9 protein-coding genes are annotated in these 16,277 nt (G+C 40.2%); 5 read left to right on the forward strand and 4 right to left on the reverse strand.

Annotated features, from left to right (window positions below):
- Positions 1–47: 47 nt before the first annotated feature.
- Positions 48–2,072, reverse strand: coding sequence for an S-layer homology domain-containing protein (locus DV702_RS00745; protein ID WP_240315658.1), 2,025 nt, complete (start codon positions 2,070–2,072; stop codon positions 48–50).
- A 232-nt stretch (positions 2,073–2,304) separates the two neighbouring features.
- Here DV702_RS00745 and DV702_RS00750 point away from each other — a divergent pair, with 232 nt between their 5' ends.
- The 3 genes from DV702_RS00750 (at position 2,305) to DV702_RS00760 (ending at position 8,323) form a co-directional block, all read left to right on the forward strand.
- Positions 2,305–3,777, forward strand: a complete 1,473-nt coding sequence (locus DV702_RS00750) for an O-antigen ligase family protein (RefSeq protein ID WP_114922985.1) — start codon at positions 2,305–2,307, stop codon at positions 3,775–3,777.
- Between the two features lie 161 nt (positions 3,778–3,938).
- Complete coding sequence (locus DV702_RS00755; RefSeq protein WP_114922986.1) at positions 3,939–6,263, forward strand: S-layer homology domain-containing protein; 2,325 nt, start codon at positions 3,939–3,941, stop codon at positions 6,261–6,263.
- 911 nt (positions 6,264–7,174) lie between these two features.
- Positions 7,175–8,323 carry a polysaccharide pyruvyl transferase family protein gene (locus DV702_RS00760; protein WP_114922987.1) on the forward strand — a complete coding sequence of 383 codons (1,149 nt, stop codon included), beginning with the start codon at positions 7,175–7,177 and terminating at the stop codon, positions 8,321–8,323.
- Between the two features lie 29 nt (positions 8,324–8,352).
- Here DV702_RS00760 and DV702_RS00765 read toward each other — a convergent pair whose 3' ends face one another.
- The gene (locus DV702_RS00765) at positions 8,353–9,018 is read right to left on the reverse strand and encodes a LytTR family DNA-binding domain-containing protein (RefSeq protein ID WP_114922988.1); all 666 of its coding nucleotides are present in this window, start codon (positions 9,016–9,018) and stop codon (positions 8,353–8,355) included.
- Positions 9,019–9,227: 209 nt separating this feature from the next.
- Between DV702_RS00765 and aceA the strand changes: the two genes are divergently transcribed.
- Together aceA and DV702_RS00775 are read left to right on the forward strand one after the other, a co-directional pair.
- Positions 9,228–10,508: an isocitrate lyase gene (aceA, locus tag DV702_RS00770; RefSeq protein WP_114922989.1), complete on the forward strand. Its 1,281-nt coding sequence runs from the start codon at positions 9,228–9,230 to the stop codon at positions 10,506–10,508.
- A gap of 229 nt (positions 10,509–10,737) precedes the next feature.
- On the forward strand, positions 10,738–11,907 hold the full coding sequence (locus DV702_RS00775) for a pyridoxal-phosphate-dependent aminotransferase family protein (RefSeq protein WP_114925790.1): 1,170 nt from the start codon (positions 10,738–10,740) through the stop codon (positions 11,905–11,907).
- A gap of 44 nt (positions 11,908–11,951) precedes the next feature.
- Here DV702_RS00775 and DV702_RS00780 read toward each other — a convergent pair whose 3' ends face one another.
- Together DV702_RS00780 and DV702_RS00785 are read right to left on the reverse strand one after the other, a co-directional pair.
- Positions 11,952–14,129 carry a 5'-nucleotidase C-terminal domain-containing protein gene (locus DV702_RS00780; RefSeq protein WP_114922990.1) on the reverse strand — a complete coding sequence of 726 codons (2,178 nt, stop codon included), beginning with the start codon at positions 14,127–14,129 and terminating at the stop codon, positions 11,952–11,954.
- A gap of 422 nt (positions 14,130–14,551) precedes the next feature.
- Positions 14,552–16,225 (reverse strand): N-acetylmuramoyl-L-alanine amidase, encoded by a 1,674-nt coding sequence (locus DV702_RS00785; protein ID WP_114922991.1) that lies wholly within the window; start codon positions 16,223–16,225, stop codon positions 14,552–14,554.
- Positions 16,226–16,277 lie beyond the last annotated feature (52 nt).

Raw genomic sequence — 16,277 nt, forward strand, 5'->3', positions numbered from 1 at the left:
AAATCCAGTGAAGCAGACTGGATATCATGCGGTTTTTCTATTGTCATTTACTTGACTAGCGTCACAAGATCCGAGTGAATCCAACCATAGCGCTGAGTAGGGCTCTTGAATTCAGGATTGGTATCAGCAAATACTTTGTACCATGTATAGCCGTCTTCGTCTTTGGCGCGATCTACTATGACAATTGGGTAACCGAAAGCAGATAGTTCGCCAGGATTTTTAGCTTTATATGCAAATAAAATATTATTGTTTTGTTTCGATGTAGGGCTTGTGCGAATATTGACATCAGTCGACCCTGAATAAGAAATGAATGCTAGTTCCGCCTGATTTGCATCTTTTTGGCCTAAGAACTGGTCGATTCTCCACATATGTCCCGCAATTTTACTTCCCCAAAATGGATCAGATGCATATTTCATATTGAATCCAACCGCTTTATTTCCGGGTGCTGCTCCATTCGCGTAGGCACCAAATGGATTAGCATAATTTAAATTAATATAACGTGTAATGAAAGCGTCAATACTTTTCGTTGGATTTTGATAATACTCGCCTTTATCAGGAGAAGAATCAAATACTCGAATACCGAAAATATTGTTTTTTGTTTGAGCATTTGCACTCATTCCATAATCACTTTCATGGATAGCTGTAGCGATAATGAACATCGCATTTACATTATGCAATTCTTCCATCTTTTTAGCATAAGTGCCTAACCCGATTAACTTAGACTTTGTTGAAGCGTTCTTATAACGTGCAATGCCTGTCTTTTGTCTAGCATCCAGCGCATACGCAATGAAACGATTCAAGTCTGCAGCTGAATAGGAAGAAGGTTGCCGTACAGATTGGAACTGAAAGTAAGGATAGTATGTCACGACTTGACTGCTTCCTTTTTCTTTAAAATGCACACCGTCGTTACTTGTATATGTCTGACCTTTTTTCATAGCGGGCGAAGCGGGTCCTACAGTGTAATCTGTATAGCGTCCTGAATACTGTCGGCTTTTTGCATCATATGTACGATAATATGGATAGTGTACGAGCAGACCGTCATTATTTACTATGTAGTAACTAGCTCCTTTTGACAGTTGTGTGGGAACTAAGTCAACTTCCGCATGCTTTGCGTAATACGTATAGCCACCGACTCCTACAACTACACGTTCCTCACTGCTACCAATGTACTCTAACTCATGTCCTTTTTGAACGTAAGTTACTTCGTTCTTTAGTGCAGTGTCACTGTAAAGCGACGTATACTGCTTTGGATTTTCCGCAGCAAATAATTGACCAGATTTCATTTTGATGATTTTATTATTAATAGAAATAGTTTGAATTACTGAAGTAGCATTATAAGCTGCAAGTGCATCCGCAAAAGAAAGATAAGAATCGTTTGTTACATTTAATTGACTATTAGATATAGAACTTACTTTATGCACTTTCGGATTTTCATTTCCTACAGTAGGTGGTACGGGAGTAGGTGATCCGCCTTGATCGGTAACCGCAAACATTCTATATAAAAATGCAGATGCGTGGGCAATCGTTGCGTTACTTGTAGGTTTGAAATAACCGTTATCACCGCGAATAATTTTCAGGTTGGATGCTGCGGATACAGCGCCGACAAAGTTCGGTGAAATTTTCTTACTATCTTTAAACTGAACGACTGTTGAATTGACAGGAACATTTAAGTGGCGGAATGCTTTGCTGATCATACCTGCCATTTGCTGTCTCGTAATCTGCTGATTGGCTTTGAACGTACCATCTGGATAACCGCTCAAAATACCGGCCCCAGCCGCGTTTTGTATTTCGATCGTGCGGGACTGATTGGCTTTTAAATCTTTGAATGTGTATTTCGTAGAAACAGGCAGTGAAAGTGAACGTGCTAAGTAAGAAGCAAACTCACCTCTAGTTACTGCACGATTTGGATAAACGTTTCCTTTGGCGTCTGTTTGGATCACGCCTTTATTCACCCAAAATGTCAGCTCCTCTTTCATTTGATGATTGCTAAAATCATTGGCACTTGCAACGGAAGCAAAAAACGGAGAAACTAGTAGAAGCAACAACACAAATGGTGTAATCCATCTTTTCAAATCTAAACCCCCTCTATAAATCTTCCATAATTGTATCAGAAAGTGAACTTTTTAGTAAGTTGCTTTTAGCATATTGGTAGATTCATATCACAGGGAAATCCATTACTCTGTACATTTTCAACAACATTTGAATGAATTCGAAAATATGAAACGAAAGCCTTCACAATTCCGTCCTATATAGTGATATAATGCAACAAGGAACACGCAAGCGCAGAAAGGGTTTTATAGTCTAATGAATAAATGGATGAAGCGATTGGAAAAACAATCGACAACAACTTTATTGATTGCAGTAGCAGTGATGCTTATTGCTTTGTTGCTGCCATCAAAAATAGCATTACTTGGTACGGCATTGTTTTTTGTCATATTCTCATTTTTACAGCCCCAACAGAGCATTTTGTTCTTAGTGATGTACGTCAATATTCGACCGTTTTTAATTGAAGTAAATAGTGGTTTGAAATTGATAGGGGATTTAATAATTTTTGTCGTATTTGCATGGACATTGTTTACATTCAGACATACTATTCGTTCGTTATTCACGTTTAAATGGTTTGAGTGGAGTTATTTTGCATTCATTCTTTTCGGATCAATTATCGGATGGCTGAATGATGTAATACCGACAGCGATTATTTTCCAAATTCGTACGTTTTTTATTATGTATTTGTTGTATTACACGATTTCTAGAATGACACTGACGAACGACTGGTTAAAGAAATTAGCATGGGTGACGGTATGGCTAAATATTGTGATGTCACTTCATGGATTAATAGAAAAACTGTCACTACGTCAATTGCTATTGCCAGAGGAATGGAAATATAAAGTATTATCTGCAACAAATTTTGTACGAATTTATGGATTGGCAGGCAATCCGAACTCGTTGGCCTTATCTTTGTTTTTTGGTATTATCGGTCTAATATTTTTACAACATATGTACCAAGGAGCTAAATATAAATGGACTTTCCGGGTATTGCTCGTGCTATTCTTTGGAATACTTGTCCTTACTTACTCAAGAGGTACGTGGATTTCGGCACTGACGTTTGCTGTCGTATTCATAGTCATGACGAGAAAATGGTATTTATTGAAGCGTCTAGCAATCGCAGGTATTACATCCATCATCTTAATCTACTATCCAGTAAACTTAGCGGTTGACTATATTCAAGAGCTAGGGGTACCTATTGAGCAGAAGCCGCCAACTACAGGGAGTATTGGAGAGCGTTTCGGAGAGACATTTGATGAAAAGAATTTGGCATTAATGACGGAAAGCGGCCGATTCTTCTATATACGAAAAGGTTTTGAAATTTTTGGTGACCATCCGATCACAGGTACTGGATTTGGTTCATTTGGTGGTTCGGCTACACTGTCATATGGTTCTCCAATCTATGATCATTATGGTATAAGCTCCGATATCTATGGAGGTAAGTATTTTTATTCTGACAACCAATACATCCAAGTTATTGCGGAAACAGGTGTGATTGGTGTCTTCATCTTTGCGCTGTTCTTGCTAAGTATGTTGTGGTTTTTCTGGAAATCCAGAAAAACAAACTTTGGTGTATTTATGATTGCTTTATGGATTTCTACCGGTGTTTCAGGAATGTACTATAATATTTGGGAATTAAAAATGTACACATTATTCTACTTCATCTTACTTGGTGCATTTGTTGCTATGTCTAAATCGACAGAGCGACAGGTAAAAACTACGAATGGGTAATTCCTATTCGTAGTTTTTTTGTAGAAATAAAAACAGTAAGAGGGAGTGTGTTCTGACTGTATTCTCGTTCAAATGACAGATAGTAATTTAATGATCAGTTTGGTAGACTGTATAGTGATATAGAAAAGAAAAGGTGGAGTTGCTTTATCAATCGAAGTACTTTGCTAGTACGTACAAAACGGAGAATAGCCATTACAGCATTGTCTACTGCTATGCTAGTGTTTTTGCCGTTAAGTGCGTCAGCTAGCACAAAAACCGTCGCAAGTTACCCAGTCTCTTCAGGTGTCAATTATACTCACTATACATATTCAGCGAGCAGTCATATCAATCATTTATCTATTAATTTACATGATCCCTATACGAAACTGAAAATGGGTGTACCGTCACCAATCGCTAAAACAGCCCCTACGCTAACACTTGCCAATCGCGATTCAAAAGAAGGTCACCGTGTCGTCGGCGCTGTCAACGCTTCCTTTTTCGACATGAAAACAGGTATGCCGATGTATTTGCTCTCGGAAGGCAATGAAATCATCAATGGTGGGGTCATTTCGAGTTCGAATTCCTATTATGTCAGTCATCCAATTGCATTCGGTGTGACAAGTAATGGACTAGCGGAAATAGATAATTTTAATTTAGGGATTGAAGTAGGTGCAAAAGGGAACGTTTATCAAATGACAGGAATCAACCGCGAACGTCAAGCCGATGAAACGATTATTTTTACACCGCAACATTATAAAAGAACTACAGGTTCTAATGAGTTCGGTATTGAAATAGTTGTAGAAACGAATTCACCTATAACGTCCACTCATTATGGACAACAACTTTATGGAAAAGTCGTTAACGTTCGGGGATATGGAGATAAAAAAGCAGTGAGTATTCCAGAAAACGGCTTTGTATTATCTGTTCATGGGAAGAAAGGATTGGAGCGCTTCAAATCACTTAATCCTGGAGATGACGTATCTTTAACATTATCGATCGATGAGAAATGGAAAGATTCCGAGTTTATGATGGCGAGTGGACCGATGCTTGTAAAAGACGGTAAACGCCATATTACGATGGACACAAACAACTGGCGCGCAACTGCGTTAACTGCAAGAACTGCGATAGCAATCAGTCGGGATAAGAAACAAGTCCATTTAGTAACAGTGGATTCGCGTTCTGGTTACAGTAATGGGATGACCCTCATTCAATTTGCCAATTACTTAGTATCTCAAGGATATGACCGTGCATTGAATTTTGATGGTGGCGGTTCGACAACGATGGGAATACGTAACTATGGCAGCAATACAGTAGTGCTTGCCAATCGTACAACGAATGCTAGTCAACGAAATATTTCAGCTATTGTGGAAGCGGTCAGTACAGCCCCTACGGGAGAGCCTGCGATAGTTAATGTGTCACGTCAACAAGTGGGTGAGATGCTAGTAGGCGCAACTGCAGATTTGAAACTCAATCATGTGCTCGATGCTTATTATAATCCAATCGTTCCTAATTCTTCTCAACTTGTCACAACATCGGCTGCTGGAACAATTGAAGGTACAGGCTTGACGTACCAAGCAGTAAAACCAGGGATAGATCGATTGCAAGTGAATTACGGACGTGCGATGCAATCATTCCCGGTTACAGTTGTAGATCAACCAGCAAAGTTACTCGTTACATCAACGGCTACGAATGTGAAGCCAGGAGAAAGAATTACCTTTAGTGCCACAGCTGAAGACACAACGGGAAAACCTTTAATCTACCAACCAAGTCAATTGCAGTGGAGTGTAGTAGATGAATCTGTAGGCTCTATCTCTTCTAACGGGACATTTATAGCCAAGCAGCCCGGAAAGACAGAAGTACACGCAACACTTGGTAAGAAAATAATAGCGGTACCAATCGAAGTGAAATCAACGGATATAGTAGTTCCTACTCCGATACCTCCAACAGGGGGAGATATGGGAACAGGTACAGACTTGTTTAAAGATGTCCCTTTATCCTATCCATATGCTACGGAAATTTACTTTTTACGTAATCAGCAAATCATAATGGGAGATGTGGACGGTAACTTCAATCCTGGCAACACATTATCTAGAGAACACGCTGCTGTTATTTTAAGTCGTGCATTCAATCTAGCGCCTGTCACAGAAGCCCGACAAATATTCAGTGACGTACCGAAGTCACATCGCTATTATAATGAAATAAGTGCTATTTCGAATGCAAACATAGTAGGAGGCTACTCTGACGGGACATTTAATCCGAAAGGTCAATTAACACGTTCTCAAATGGCTATGATTCTTGTAAAAGCCTATAATCTTGAAGGGGAATCAGTCAATAAATTTAAAGATGTCTCCAAAAATCATGGAGCATATAAACAAATTCATATTTTAGCGAATCACGGGATCACAACCGGAAATGAAAAAGGTGAATTTATGCCAGGCATTCCTGTGAATCGTGCACAATTCAGCGCATTCCTATATAGAAGTATCACATCTGTTGATTTACCATAGGATATATAATCCATCCGTTAACGTAAAAGCGAGAGAGACGATAGAAATAAGCGGTTGACTATGGCGGTTGGATGGAGTGAAGCTGACTTGGAATGTCTTGCGGCTTGCGCTTCCAGACGATACGCTTTCCGGAGAGGGCGCGGCGGATCCCCAAGCGCTGCGAGTTACACCTGTCAAATGCAAAGATGTGCTCCTTCTCGCTGCGCTTCACTCGTAAAAGCCGTCCTTCGCTACGGCTTTCCCTTATCCTCTCGGAGTCGATCGTCTGTAAGCTTCAGCCGGACTTAGTGTAGGCAAGACAGTTTGATCACTCTTTGTAGGTGGTGAAATCCAAGTTGACTTGTCTAATACAATCTGACCGTTTTTGAAATTAGAAAGTAGCGAAGTGTTGCTAGCTACTATGACTGTTTCGATGAACTGAGTGGAAAAGCAATGACTCTATATATATTCAGTCAGGCAATCTAAAGCTTCACCCACACTGTTCAGGAAACGGAACTTACCATACTCTATTTCTGAACGAACACCAACTGACTTCCCGACAAAAATTCAAGGATTCTCCCGGAAGAATTGGCGACTCCTGGAGGATCAGAGCGACAGGCGTAATCGCCACGCACTTTTGGCGAGTCCGCCGCGCTCCCTCAGGAAAGCGTCCGGTTCTGTAGGGAGAATCCTCACACGTACACTCATTTTCTGCACCACCAAAGGAAAAGTTACTCACCCCAATTTCTGGACGAACACGGACTGACTTACGAACACAAAGTCAAGGATTTTCCCAGAAGAACCGGCGACTCCGCAGCGAAAGGTTTTCAAATCAATTGCTTTGATTTGGAAGCCTTTCTGTCGTTTGCATACACTAAAAAACTTCAGTCTGCTATACTTGAAACAAATGATTTGAAAAGGATGTATGAACAGTGAAAATAGGAATTGTAGGAAACTATGGGAATGACAATAATGGAGATGAAGCTATTTTACTCAGTATCATTTCACAAGTAACATCGGTTTTCCAAGTTCCAAGCGACGTGATCACCGTATTCAGTAATAATCCAAAACAAACAGCACAACGATATCAAGTAATGAGTGCGCCTTTATACTACAAAAAAGGCAATGCTGTAAAAACATTCGGAGCCACCTATTTACAAAATAAGAAAATCGTTAAAACGTTTGACTTGCTGATCATTGGGGGCGGCGGAATTTTAATGGACTTATATAAAAGGGAAGCTCCTCTGTATGGTTCATATGCGATGATGGCTAAACATTCGGGTGTGCCATATGTAATTTACGGTTGCGGAGCGGGGCCGCTTAGCAGCGAGTTAGGGAAATGGTTTATTCGTTACATGAGTAAGCACGCGCATAGTATTTCTGTACGCGATCCGGAATCAGCTGACCTATTGAAATCTATAGGCGTACAAAAGTATGTCGAGGTAATAGGGGACCCGGCATTTTCATTGAAAAAAGAACGTAAGACGATTGGGGAACGACCTCTGAAAATCGGTGTCACAGCAGTTCCTTATTATCATGGAGGCTATTGGCCGGAGAGTAAAGAAACGATTTATCAGTTGTATATAGAAGGAATGGCAAAAAATCTAGATGCGTTAGCGGCAAAACAACCAGTCGACATTACATTTTTTGCAACAAAGTTTCCGCAAGATGCAGACGTCACAAAAGACATTCAGGCATTGATGAAATACTCCGATCGCACGACTGTGATCGATCATAATTTATTGCCGGCAGATTTACTCGAAGTAACTGCTGCCCAGGATATAGTCATCGGCACCCGATTACATTCATTAATTTTAGCTACTTGTACAGCAACACCCATCATTGCGGTATGCTATCACCATAAAGTAACAGACTTTATGAAACTTGCAGATTTGGAACAGGTGGCGATTCCAATTGGTGAAATGCATGAATCAGCAGATCATTTTTCCAAAGCGTATGATGCGTTGGCAGTCGATTGGAAAAGTACATGTGATAAAACAGAATCACTTTCAGCAACATTATATGACGCTGCTATGGAAGGAACTCGACAATTTACAGAAGCAATTAAAAAAAGCGTGTGAGACCAATTCGTCTCGCACGCTTCTTTCTATTAAAAACCTAACATGGAACGTACATCATTTAAATACGTTTGACTGACAGATAATTCCGTTCCATCTACTAATGTAATCACCAGGTTGGAAGAGAAATCCCTAGATATCTTTTCTATGCAATTCATATTAATAATGTAAGAACGATGAATACGCAAGAAAAAACGGGGAAGTCTGAGATGTAAGTCTTTTAGTGTGAAGCTAATATTATATTGCTCGCCCGCTGTATAAAACCATGTTTTCTTATGCAAACTTTCAATATAAGTGACATGATCCACTGGGATAGGAAACCATTCATCTTCCTTTTTTCCAGTAAGAAACTGTAATTGATCTCTTTTTAACACATGGAAGTTTGGCGGAAGAATGATAATTAACGCGCCTGGTTCTTCTTTTACATCAATAGGGTAGCCGATGCCAAAGTACGACATACCGTACAGAGAGTTATCCATCACAACTTCAACTTTTCTTCGTTCTCTAATCGTAACCTCTGCAATACTACCTGTTTGTATATCTTGCCCTTCTTTTAAATGAATATCATGCATTCCTGGATCATAATAAATATAACGATCTCCAATAGCGATGGCGATCGAAGCGTCTTTTGGCACCCAATCTTCTAAAATAGTAGCATATTGATGTAGAATTTTTTTTGGAACATCAGTATTTTCCATATATTTGTATAATCTCCTCTGTATATAGTTACATTCCAAGTCTAACCCTTTCATCCATTCTACCATTCTTTCATCCGCTAAAAAAGCCTTTTTGTCGAAATGAACTGACAATTCTGATGGACTGTTATATAGTAATACCTAACGAAGATAGCTGTTATGAAACAGACTGTAACAGTTAGCCGTTGAAAAATTGGGAAGGTGTGAAGATAATGTCAACAAGACAAGAACAAATTGCACAACTGGAAAAAAGCTGGGCCGAGGATAGCCGTTGGAAAGGGATCAAACGTAATTACACTGCTGAAGATGTAGTTAAACTAAGAGGTTCACTTCTAATTCAAAATACACTAGCTGAAAAAGGTGCTGCTCGCCTTTGGAAATCACTTCACGAAGAAGATTTCATCAATGCACTAGGTGCGTTAACGGGTAACCAAGCGGTTCAACAAGTTAAAGCTGGTCTAAAAGCAATCTACCTAAGCGGATGGCAAGTTGCTGCTGATGCAAACCTTGCAGGACAAATGTATCCTGACCAAAGTTTATATCCAGCGAACTCTGTACCTGCAGTTGTTAAGCGCATCAACCAAGCACTTCAACGTGCTGACCAAATCGATCATGCAGAAGGTCGCGAAGACGAGTTCGACTGGTATGCACCAATCGTTGCAGATATGGAAGCTGGTTTTGGTGGTCCATTGAACGTATTCGAATTGATGAAAGGTATGATCGAAGCTGGTGCTGCTGGAGTTCACTTGGAAGACCAGTTAGCTTCTGAAAAGAAATGTGGACACTTGGGTGGTAAAGTACTTCTTCCGACTCAAAATGCAATCCGCAACCTATCTGCTGCACGTCTAGCTGCTGACGTTCTAGGCGTTGATACAGTAATCATCGCTCGTACAGATGCTGATGCTGCTGATATGGTAACTAGCGACATCGATCCAGTAGATGCAGAGTTCTTAACAGGAGAGCGTACACCTGAAGGATTCTACAAATCTAAGCCAGGTATCAAACAAGCAATCGCACGTGGACTTGCTTATGCAGAGTATGCTGACCTAGTATGGTGTGAAACTTCTCACCCATCACTTGAAGAAGCTCAAGAATTCGCTGATGCAATTCACGCGAAATTCCCTGAAAAAATGCTTGCATACAACTGTTCACCATCATTCAACTGGAAAGCTAACTTGGATGAAGCAACAATCGAGAAGTACCAAGTTGAGCTTGGTAAAATGGGCTACAAGTTCCAGTTCGTAACACTTGCAGGTTTCCACACATTAAACCACAGCATGTTCGAATTGGCTCATGGTTACAAGACTCGCGGAATGGGAGCTTACTCAGAGCTTCAGCAAGCTGAGTTCGATAACGAAGTTAAAGGATATACTGCTACTCGTCACCAGCGTGAAGTTGGAACAGGTTACTTTGATGAAGTTGCACAAGTTATCTCTGAAGGTCAATCTTCAACAACAGCTATGTCAGGTTCAACTGAAACAGCACAGTTCTAATAATAGTTTTATCGCTTTACCGAATGTGACTTTGGGGAGAAAGTCTCGTTCGTTGAAACAAAGGGGTATTAATATGATAACGGGGTCACCTCATCTTTCCAGTAGATGTCGTGAAAAGTGGAAGGAAATTGGATGTACGTCCAATTTCCTTCTTTTCTTTTGTTTGAAAGTTTTTTCTATTTTGGCTATTATAATAGGTATGTAGAAGAATTGAAGGAGGAACCGAATGATGATTAATGAAGAGATGTTATTAATTCCAGGACCTACACCAGTGGTAGATTCTATCTATCATGCGATGGCAAATGAAACGAGATCCCACACAGATCCGCGTTTTGTGAAAATTTATAAACATACGATTGAACAAACAAGAGAAATATTTAACACAGATGGAGAAGTTTTCGTCGTAGCAGGTTCAGGTACTATTGCGATGGAAATGGCGATTGTTAACACGATTGCAGAGGGGGAAAAGCTGCTAATCGTCAGTCATGGCTATTTCGGTGACCGCTTCATCAAGTTAGGACAAGCGTTTGGAATTCAAGTAGACGTACTGCAAGCAGAATGGGGTCAACAAATTTCTACTGAAGAGCTTGATAAGAAGTTGTCGGAAGGGAATTATAAGGCAGTTACAGTAACTCATGCAGACACTTCAACAGGCGTAGCAACAGATCTGGATGCGGTTGTACCTGTCATTAAGAAGCATGGCGCATTAGTCATCGTAGACGGTGTCTGTGCATCCACTGCAATGGATGAAGATATGACTAGAGAGTACGGAGGAGCGGGCAATACACTTGATATCGTACTGACAGGCTCTCAAAAGGCGATAGGTGTTCCACCAGGTCTTGCACTCGTAGCGTTTAATCAGAAAGCATTGGACGCACGTGCAGCGATGGAGAGAGTCTCAGCGTACTATTGTGATATTAACAACTGGATTCCCGTCATGCATGATTCATCTAAATACTTTGCGACGCCTGCCGTGAATTTAATCTATGCTTTAGAAGAAGGATTACGCATTGTGCTAGAAGAGGGGATTGAGGCGCGTATTACTAGACATATAGCCTTCGGACGTGCTGTTCGTCAAAGTCTTGCGGTCTTCGGCATGAAAGCATTGGCTTCAGAAGAAGTGGCAGCTCCTACACTAAGCTGTATTCTCTATCCTGAAGGTGTGGATGATGCGGAGTTCCGTGCAGCGATGGCGGATAAAGGAACCATTCTGTCTGGATCGTTAGCACATTTGGCTGGTAAAGCATTCCGCATCGGTCATATGGGGAATACGACAGCGGATATGCTTGAGAAAGCAGTCATGCAAATTGGTGAAACATTACAGGAAATGGGTCGTACAGTAGATTTATCGAAAGCGAAAGAAGTATTTAAAGAAGAAATTAATCAAGTAACCGTTTAATAAGTAAAGCCAGCAGGAGAAATATTTCTCTTGCTGGCTCTTTTTTATTCTGCTTTCTTTACTTGTTTCGTATTATAAATGAAGTTAGAGATTAATTTAGCAGTCTGTTGACGAGTAGTGGAAGCGGTAGGCATATAGTGGCCTTTATCTCCATCAGCAATATCCAACTCAGCCATCATTGCAATTGCGTCTTTTGCTTCTTTTCCATAATCGCCTAAATCGTTGAATGGATTAGATGCAGTCGGAACATATGGTGTACCTGTATAGTTTTCATATGCGCGCTTAATCATTTGAGCGAATTGGGCACGTGTAACAGGTGCATTTGGTTTGAATTGATCACCATACCCTTTAATAATTTCATGCGTATACGCAGCCGCAATTTCATGTTGCGTATCTACTGCATACTCATTCAAATCTTTGAACGGCATAGTTGCAGATGAATCAACTGGTAACTCCAGTGCTCTAACGATAAAGGAAGTTGCTTGTGCTCTCGTTAACTGATCACCCGGCTTGAAAGTAGCAGTAGCTGTACTTAATAGATCACGGTAGTACAAATCTGAAATGTATGGATAAGCCCAACTATTCTCTTTTACATCTGTAAATGGAACTTTCGCCATAATACGACCTTCGATACCTTTATCAATTGTTTTCAAAGATTTCAAGTGTTCTGCGAAGTTTTCCCAATCAGAAAAACCAGGCTCACTGACACGGCCAGCTTCGTACGCTTTGCCGAGTGCTTCAAAGCCATCTCCACCACGCGCCGTAAAGACGTTAGTAGCCGCTTTGTACATTTGTGAATCTACTACTTCTTTACCGTCTACTTCGAGTGAAACCACTCTGCTGCCTACTGGTTTTGAAGGGTCGAAAAGGAACTTCATTCCTGCGACATGTAAGAAGCCTCCTGATTCTTTCGGATATTCTTTAACAGAATGTTCAAATGTTGATTTAAGTTCGGCACCGCTTAGTTCCACGATCGCTAATGGATTTCCGAATGGTAAAACCGTTAACACTTCTCCGTACGTAACTTCTCCTTTATTGATGGACGAACGAATTCCTCCACCATTTTGGAAGGCGATTTTCACTGCGGGATCAATTTCTTTTGCTTTCTCCAACATACCATCTGTAATTAAGTTTCCTAGATTTGTTTCACCGGCACGAACTCCACCTAAATTACGTAGCCCGTTAAGGAATACTTTAGAAGTGGCGCCCACTGGACTTTCCATACGTGTTTCCACTTGTTTTTTATAAGGTGCAAGAATTTCTGCAGCCCCTTCATCACGTGGAGCACCTTCACCACCAATTTGATGTAATTTTCCATCATACTTTGTGATAACACCATTTGCATCAAATTCTACGTCAAGCTGACCTAAAAATTTATTGTATTCATTGGCTTGTACAATTACTACCGGATTGGTGTCTTCATTGATCACGTGTGGTGAAGGAAGTTTCGAGTGGGTATGTCCGCCAACAATAATATCAATTTCAGGAACGGCTTTTGCTAATTCTTGATCATTGTCAATTGCTTTATTATCGTCAAAGCCAATATGCGTCACAGCGATAATTTTATTGACTCCTGCTTTTTCGAAAGCTGAAACAGCCGCTTTAGCTTCTGCAATATAGTTAGTAAACGTTACTTTTTCAGGACTAGAAATATAGACAGTTTCTTCAGTAGTTAAACCGAGAATACCTATCTTTTCACCATTTACTTCTTTAATAATGCCGTTATAAATATGACCATTTTCAGGTGCATCGGTAATAGTTTTTGTTTGCGTCCCATCAAATAACGAGTCTTTTGAGAAATCGACATTTGCCGAAACGACAGGGAACTCTGCTGCTTTGATCATCTTTAAAAGTGAGCTGTGTCCATTTTCAGAACGTCCTAGGTCGAATTCGTGGTTTCCTAATGTCATCGCGTCATAGCCATAGTAGTTCATGAGTTTCATGTCTATTTCGCCTTCAAATTCATTGAAGTACAAAGTGCCTGAGAACACGTCTCCTGCGTCTAATAATAGGTTTGTCGGGTTGTCCTTCTTCAGTTGTTTTACGAGCGCTGCTTTTTCAGGTGCGTTTTCTACGTGAGCGTGTGTGTCATTCGAGTGAAGGACGGTTAATGAAAAGTTCTCTTTGGGTGTTTGTTCTGCTGATGCGATAGTTGGTGTGATTGATGCTGCCGAGAGGAGTAGGGCAGATGCTGTACTCCATTTAATAATTTTTTTCGTCATGTCGCATGGCCACCTTTTTTTTTTTTTTTTTTTGAAAATACTAAAATTTGCAAGAGCTTATTGATAGTTTACCATTAAGGTAGTTAGAGGGCAATGTGAAGTGTTAGAACTATAAACTGTAAACTTCAGATAATTTGTAAGAGGTAGTGTAGGTTTCGTTAGAAAGAATAAGGGGAGTGAAAGACTAGTTGGTGCCGTTTCTTGTTTTGAAAGAGATTAGTTCATTGTTGTCACTGCGAAGCTCTAGGTAGGCGCCTTCGGTTAATGAGGATAGTTATAAATCGTCGTGAGGCTAACTTGAAATTTGCGCCTCCTCAGAAAAGCGTTCGGTTCTGCAGGGAGAATCCTAACATCTACTTCTCTAACTCTCCAAAAAGGAAATAAAAAACCCTCTCGAATAAAAATTCAAGAGGGGAAGGGAGTTATTGCTTACTATAATACTGATACAATCCTTGATAAATCGCATCTGCATAAATATTAGCATACGTCTCGCTAGTCAGCTTCTTAAAATCATCAGCATTCGACAAGAAACCGAGCTCTACAAGAACAGCTGCTACATTATTATTGCGAATTACGTAAAAACGATTATTCTTCACTCCACGATCGACCATATTCGCCTTTTGAACGATATTACGCTGAATGAACGCTGCTAAATCACGACTTTCAGTAGCATTCACATTACTAGAAGAATCATAATACGTTTCTGTTCCTTTTGCAGAAAATCCTGCAGAATTCACATGAATCGCTACAAATGCTTCTGCGTAATTATTTTTAGCAAATGTCGTACGAGCTTCCAATGAATAATATTTATCCGTAGAACGCGTCATCAACACTTTTGCACCAGCATTTTTTAATTTCGCTTCTAATTTCTTTGAAACGTTTAAAGTAATGGCTTTTTCTGTGTGACCTGCTTTACCCGTACCAGGATCATGTCCGCCATGTCCGGCATCTACAACAATGACACGGTCACGCAACGGATTACCTGTTTGGTTTAGCAACTTCAAATACGTTTTATGAACATATCCCGTTGTGCTACCTGTGCGAATTTTAGCCCAGTAACCAGAAATAGAAAGAACTTCTACCTTTTGTCCAGTTTGTAACTTACCTACTGTTGCCGCACTTGAGTTGCCTGCAGAACGAACGTTTAAGTTGTTAATAGTTACTCTACCCATCAACTTAGCGGGAGAGGGTGGTTTGACTTCTGGTTTTGGTTGTACAGGTTTCACCGGCTTAGGAGGTGTTACTTGATCTAAATTGGTAGTGGTGAAGTATTCATGAACATACCCTTCGACACCCGCTATATTGACTTTCAACCACACACCCGTACTACCGGTAACCTCTACTAGTGTTCCATTAGGCAATGCATCGATGATAGGTGCAGTTTCAGATGGAGCACTGCGCACATTCAATGGATCTTTGTCATCGCCTGTTTGTACTTTTACATATTTAACACTTGATTGTTGATCAGGCGCTTTTACTTTCAAAGCAAATTCTTTATCCAATGCGCGCGCGATAAATAATGCGAATTGGGAACGGCTCAGTTTAGATTGAGGCAAAAACTTCTTATTGTCGCCTTGTGTAATACCTGCATAATATAGTCCGTTAATGCGTTCTTTGTATTTATGATTAGCAACATCTGTTAATACTAACGGTTTTTGAGCTGTAATCTTTTCAGATAAGTTAAATGCGACAGATAAAGCATAAGCCATTTCTTCACGTTTAATTTCTTCATTTGGATTAAAGCGTCCATTACTGTTCAAAGTGAAGAATCCTTTTTGCAGAGCAATATTAGCGAACTTATACTGCTCACTTGATGGATCCAAACCGTCAATTTTCATATTCACTAAAGGAATATTTTCGTTCCCAGTCGCAATGACGAGCATTTTCGCGACGTGTGAGCGTCTTAATTTTTCTTTTGGATTAAAGTTAGTAGTTTTGTTAACAATACCTTTTTCTGCTATGTAATGAACTTCTTTAAAATATTCTCGCTCGGCAGGGACGTCGGAAAACTTAAAACTTGCAAGAGACTGGAGAGGTGAGAGCATTACAATTGTTAGCAACAGTAGAATAGTAGTTGCCCATTTAAAATGTTTCATGAGTTCCTCCTTAAATATAATGTATTACAAGACTCATAGGTTCATTTTACCA

The sequence above is a fragment of the Sporosarcina sp. PTS2304 genome (assembly GCF_003351785.1).
Lineage (GTDB): Bacteria > Bacillota > Bacilli > Bacillales_A > Planococcaceae > Sporosarcina.

Bases quoted from the DNA above. Each gene is read 5' to 3' on its own strand.
- DV702_RS00780 (WP_114922990.1), bottom strand. From the start codon at position 14,129: ATGACGAAAAAAATTATTAAATGGAGTACAGCATCTGCCCTACTCCTC.
- DV702_RS00775 (WP_114925790.1), top strand. From the start codon at position 10,738: ATGATTAATGAAGAGATGTTATTAATTCCAGGACCTACACCAGTGGTA.
- DV702_RS00750 (WP_114922985.1), top strand. From the start codon at position 2,305: ATGAATAAATGGATGAAGCGATTGGAAAAACAATCGACAACAACTTTA.
- aceA (WP_114922989.1), top strand. From the start codon at position 9,228: ATGTCAACAAGACAAGAACAAATTGCACAACTGGAAAAAAGCTGGGCC.
- DV702_RS00765 (WP_114922988.1), bottom strand. From the start codon at position 9,018: ATGGAAAATACTGATGTTCCAAAAAAAATTCTACATCAATATGCTACT.
- DV702_RS00785 (WP_114922991.1), bottom strand. From the start codon at position 16,225: ATGAAACATTTTAAATGGGCAACTACTATTCTACTGTTGCTAACAATT.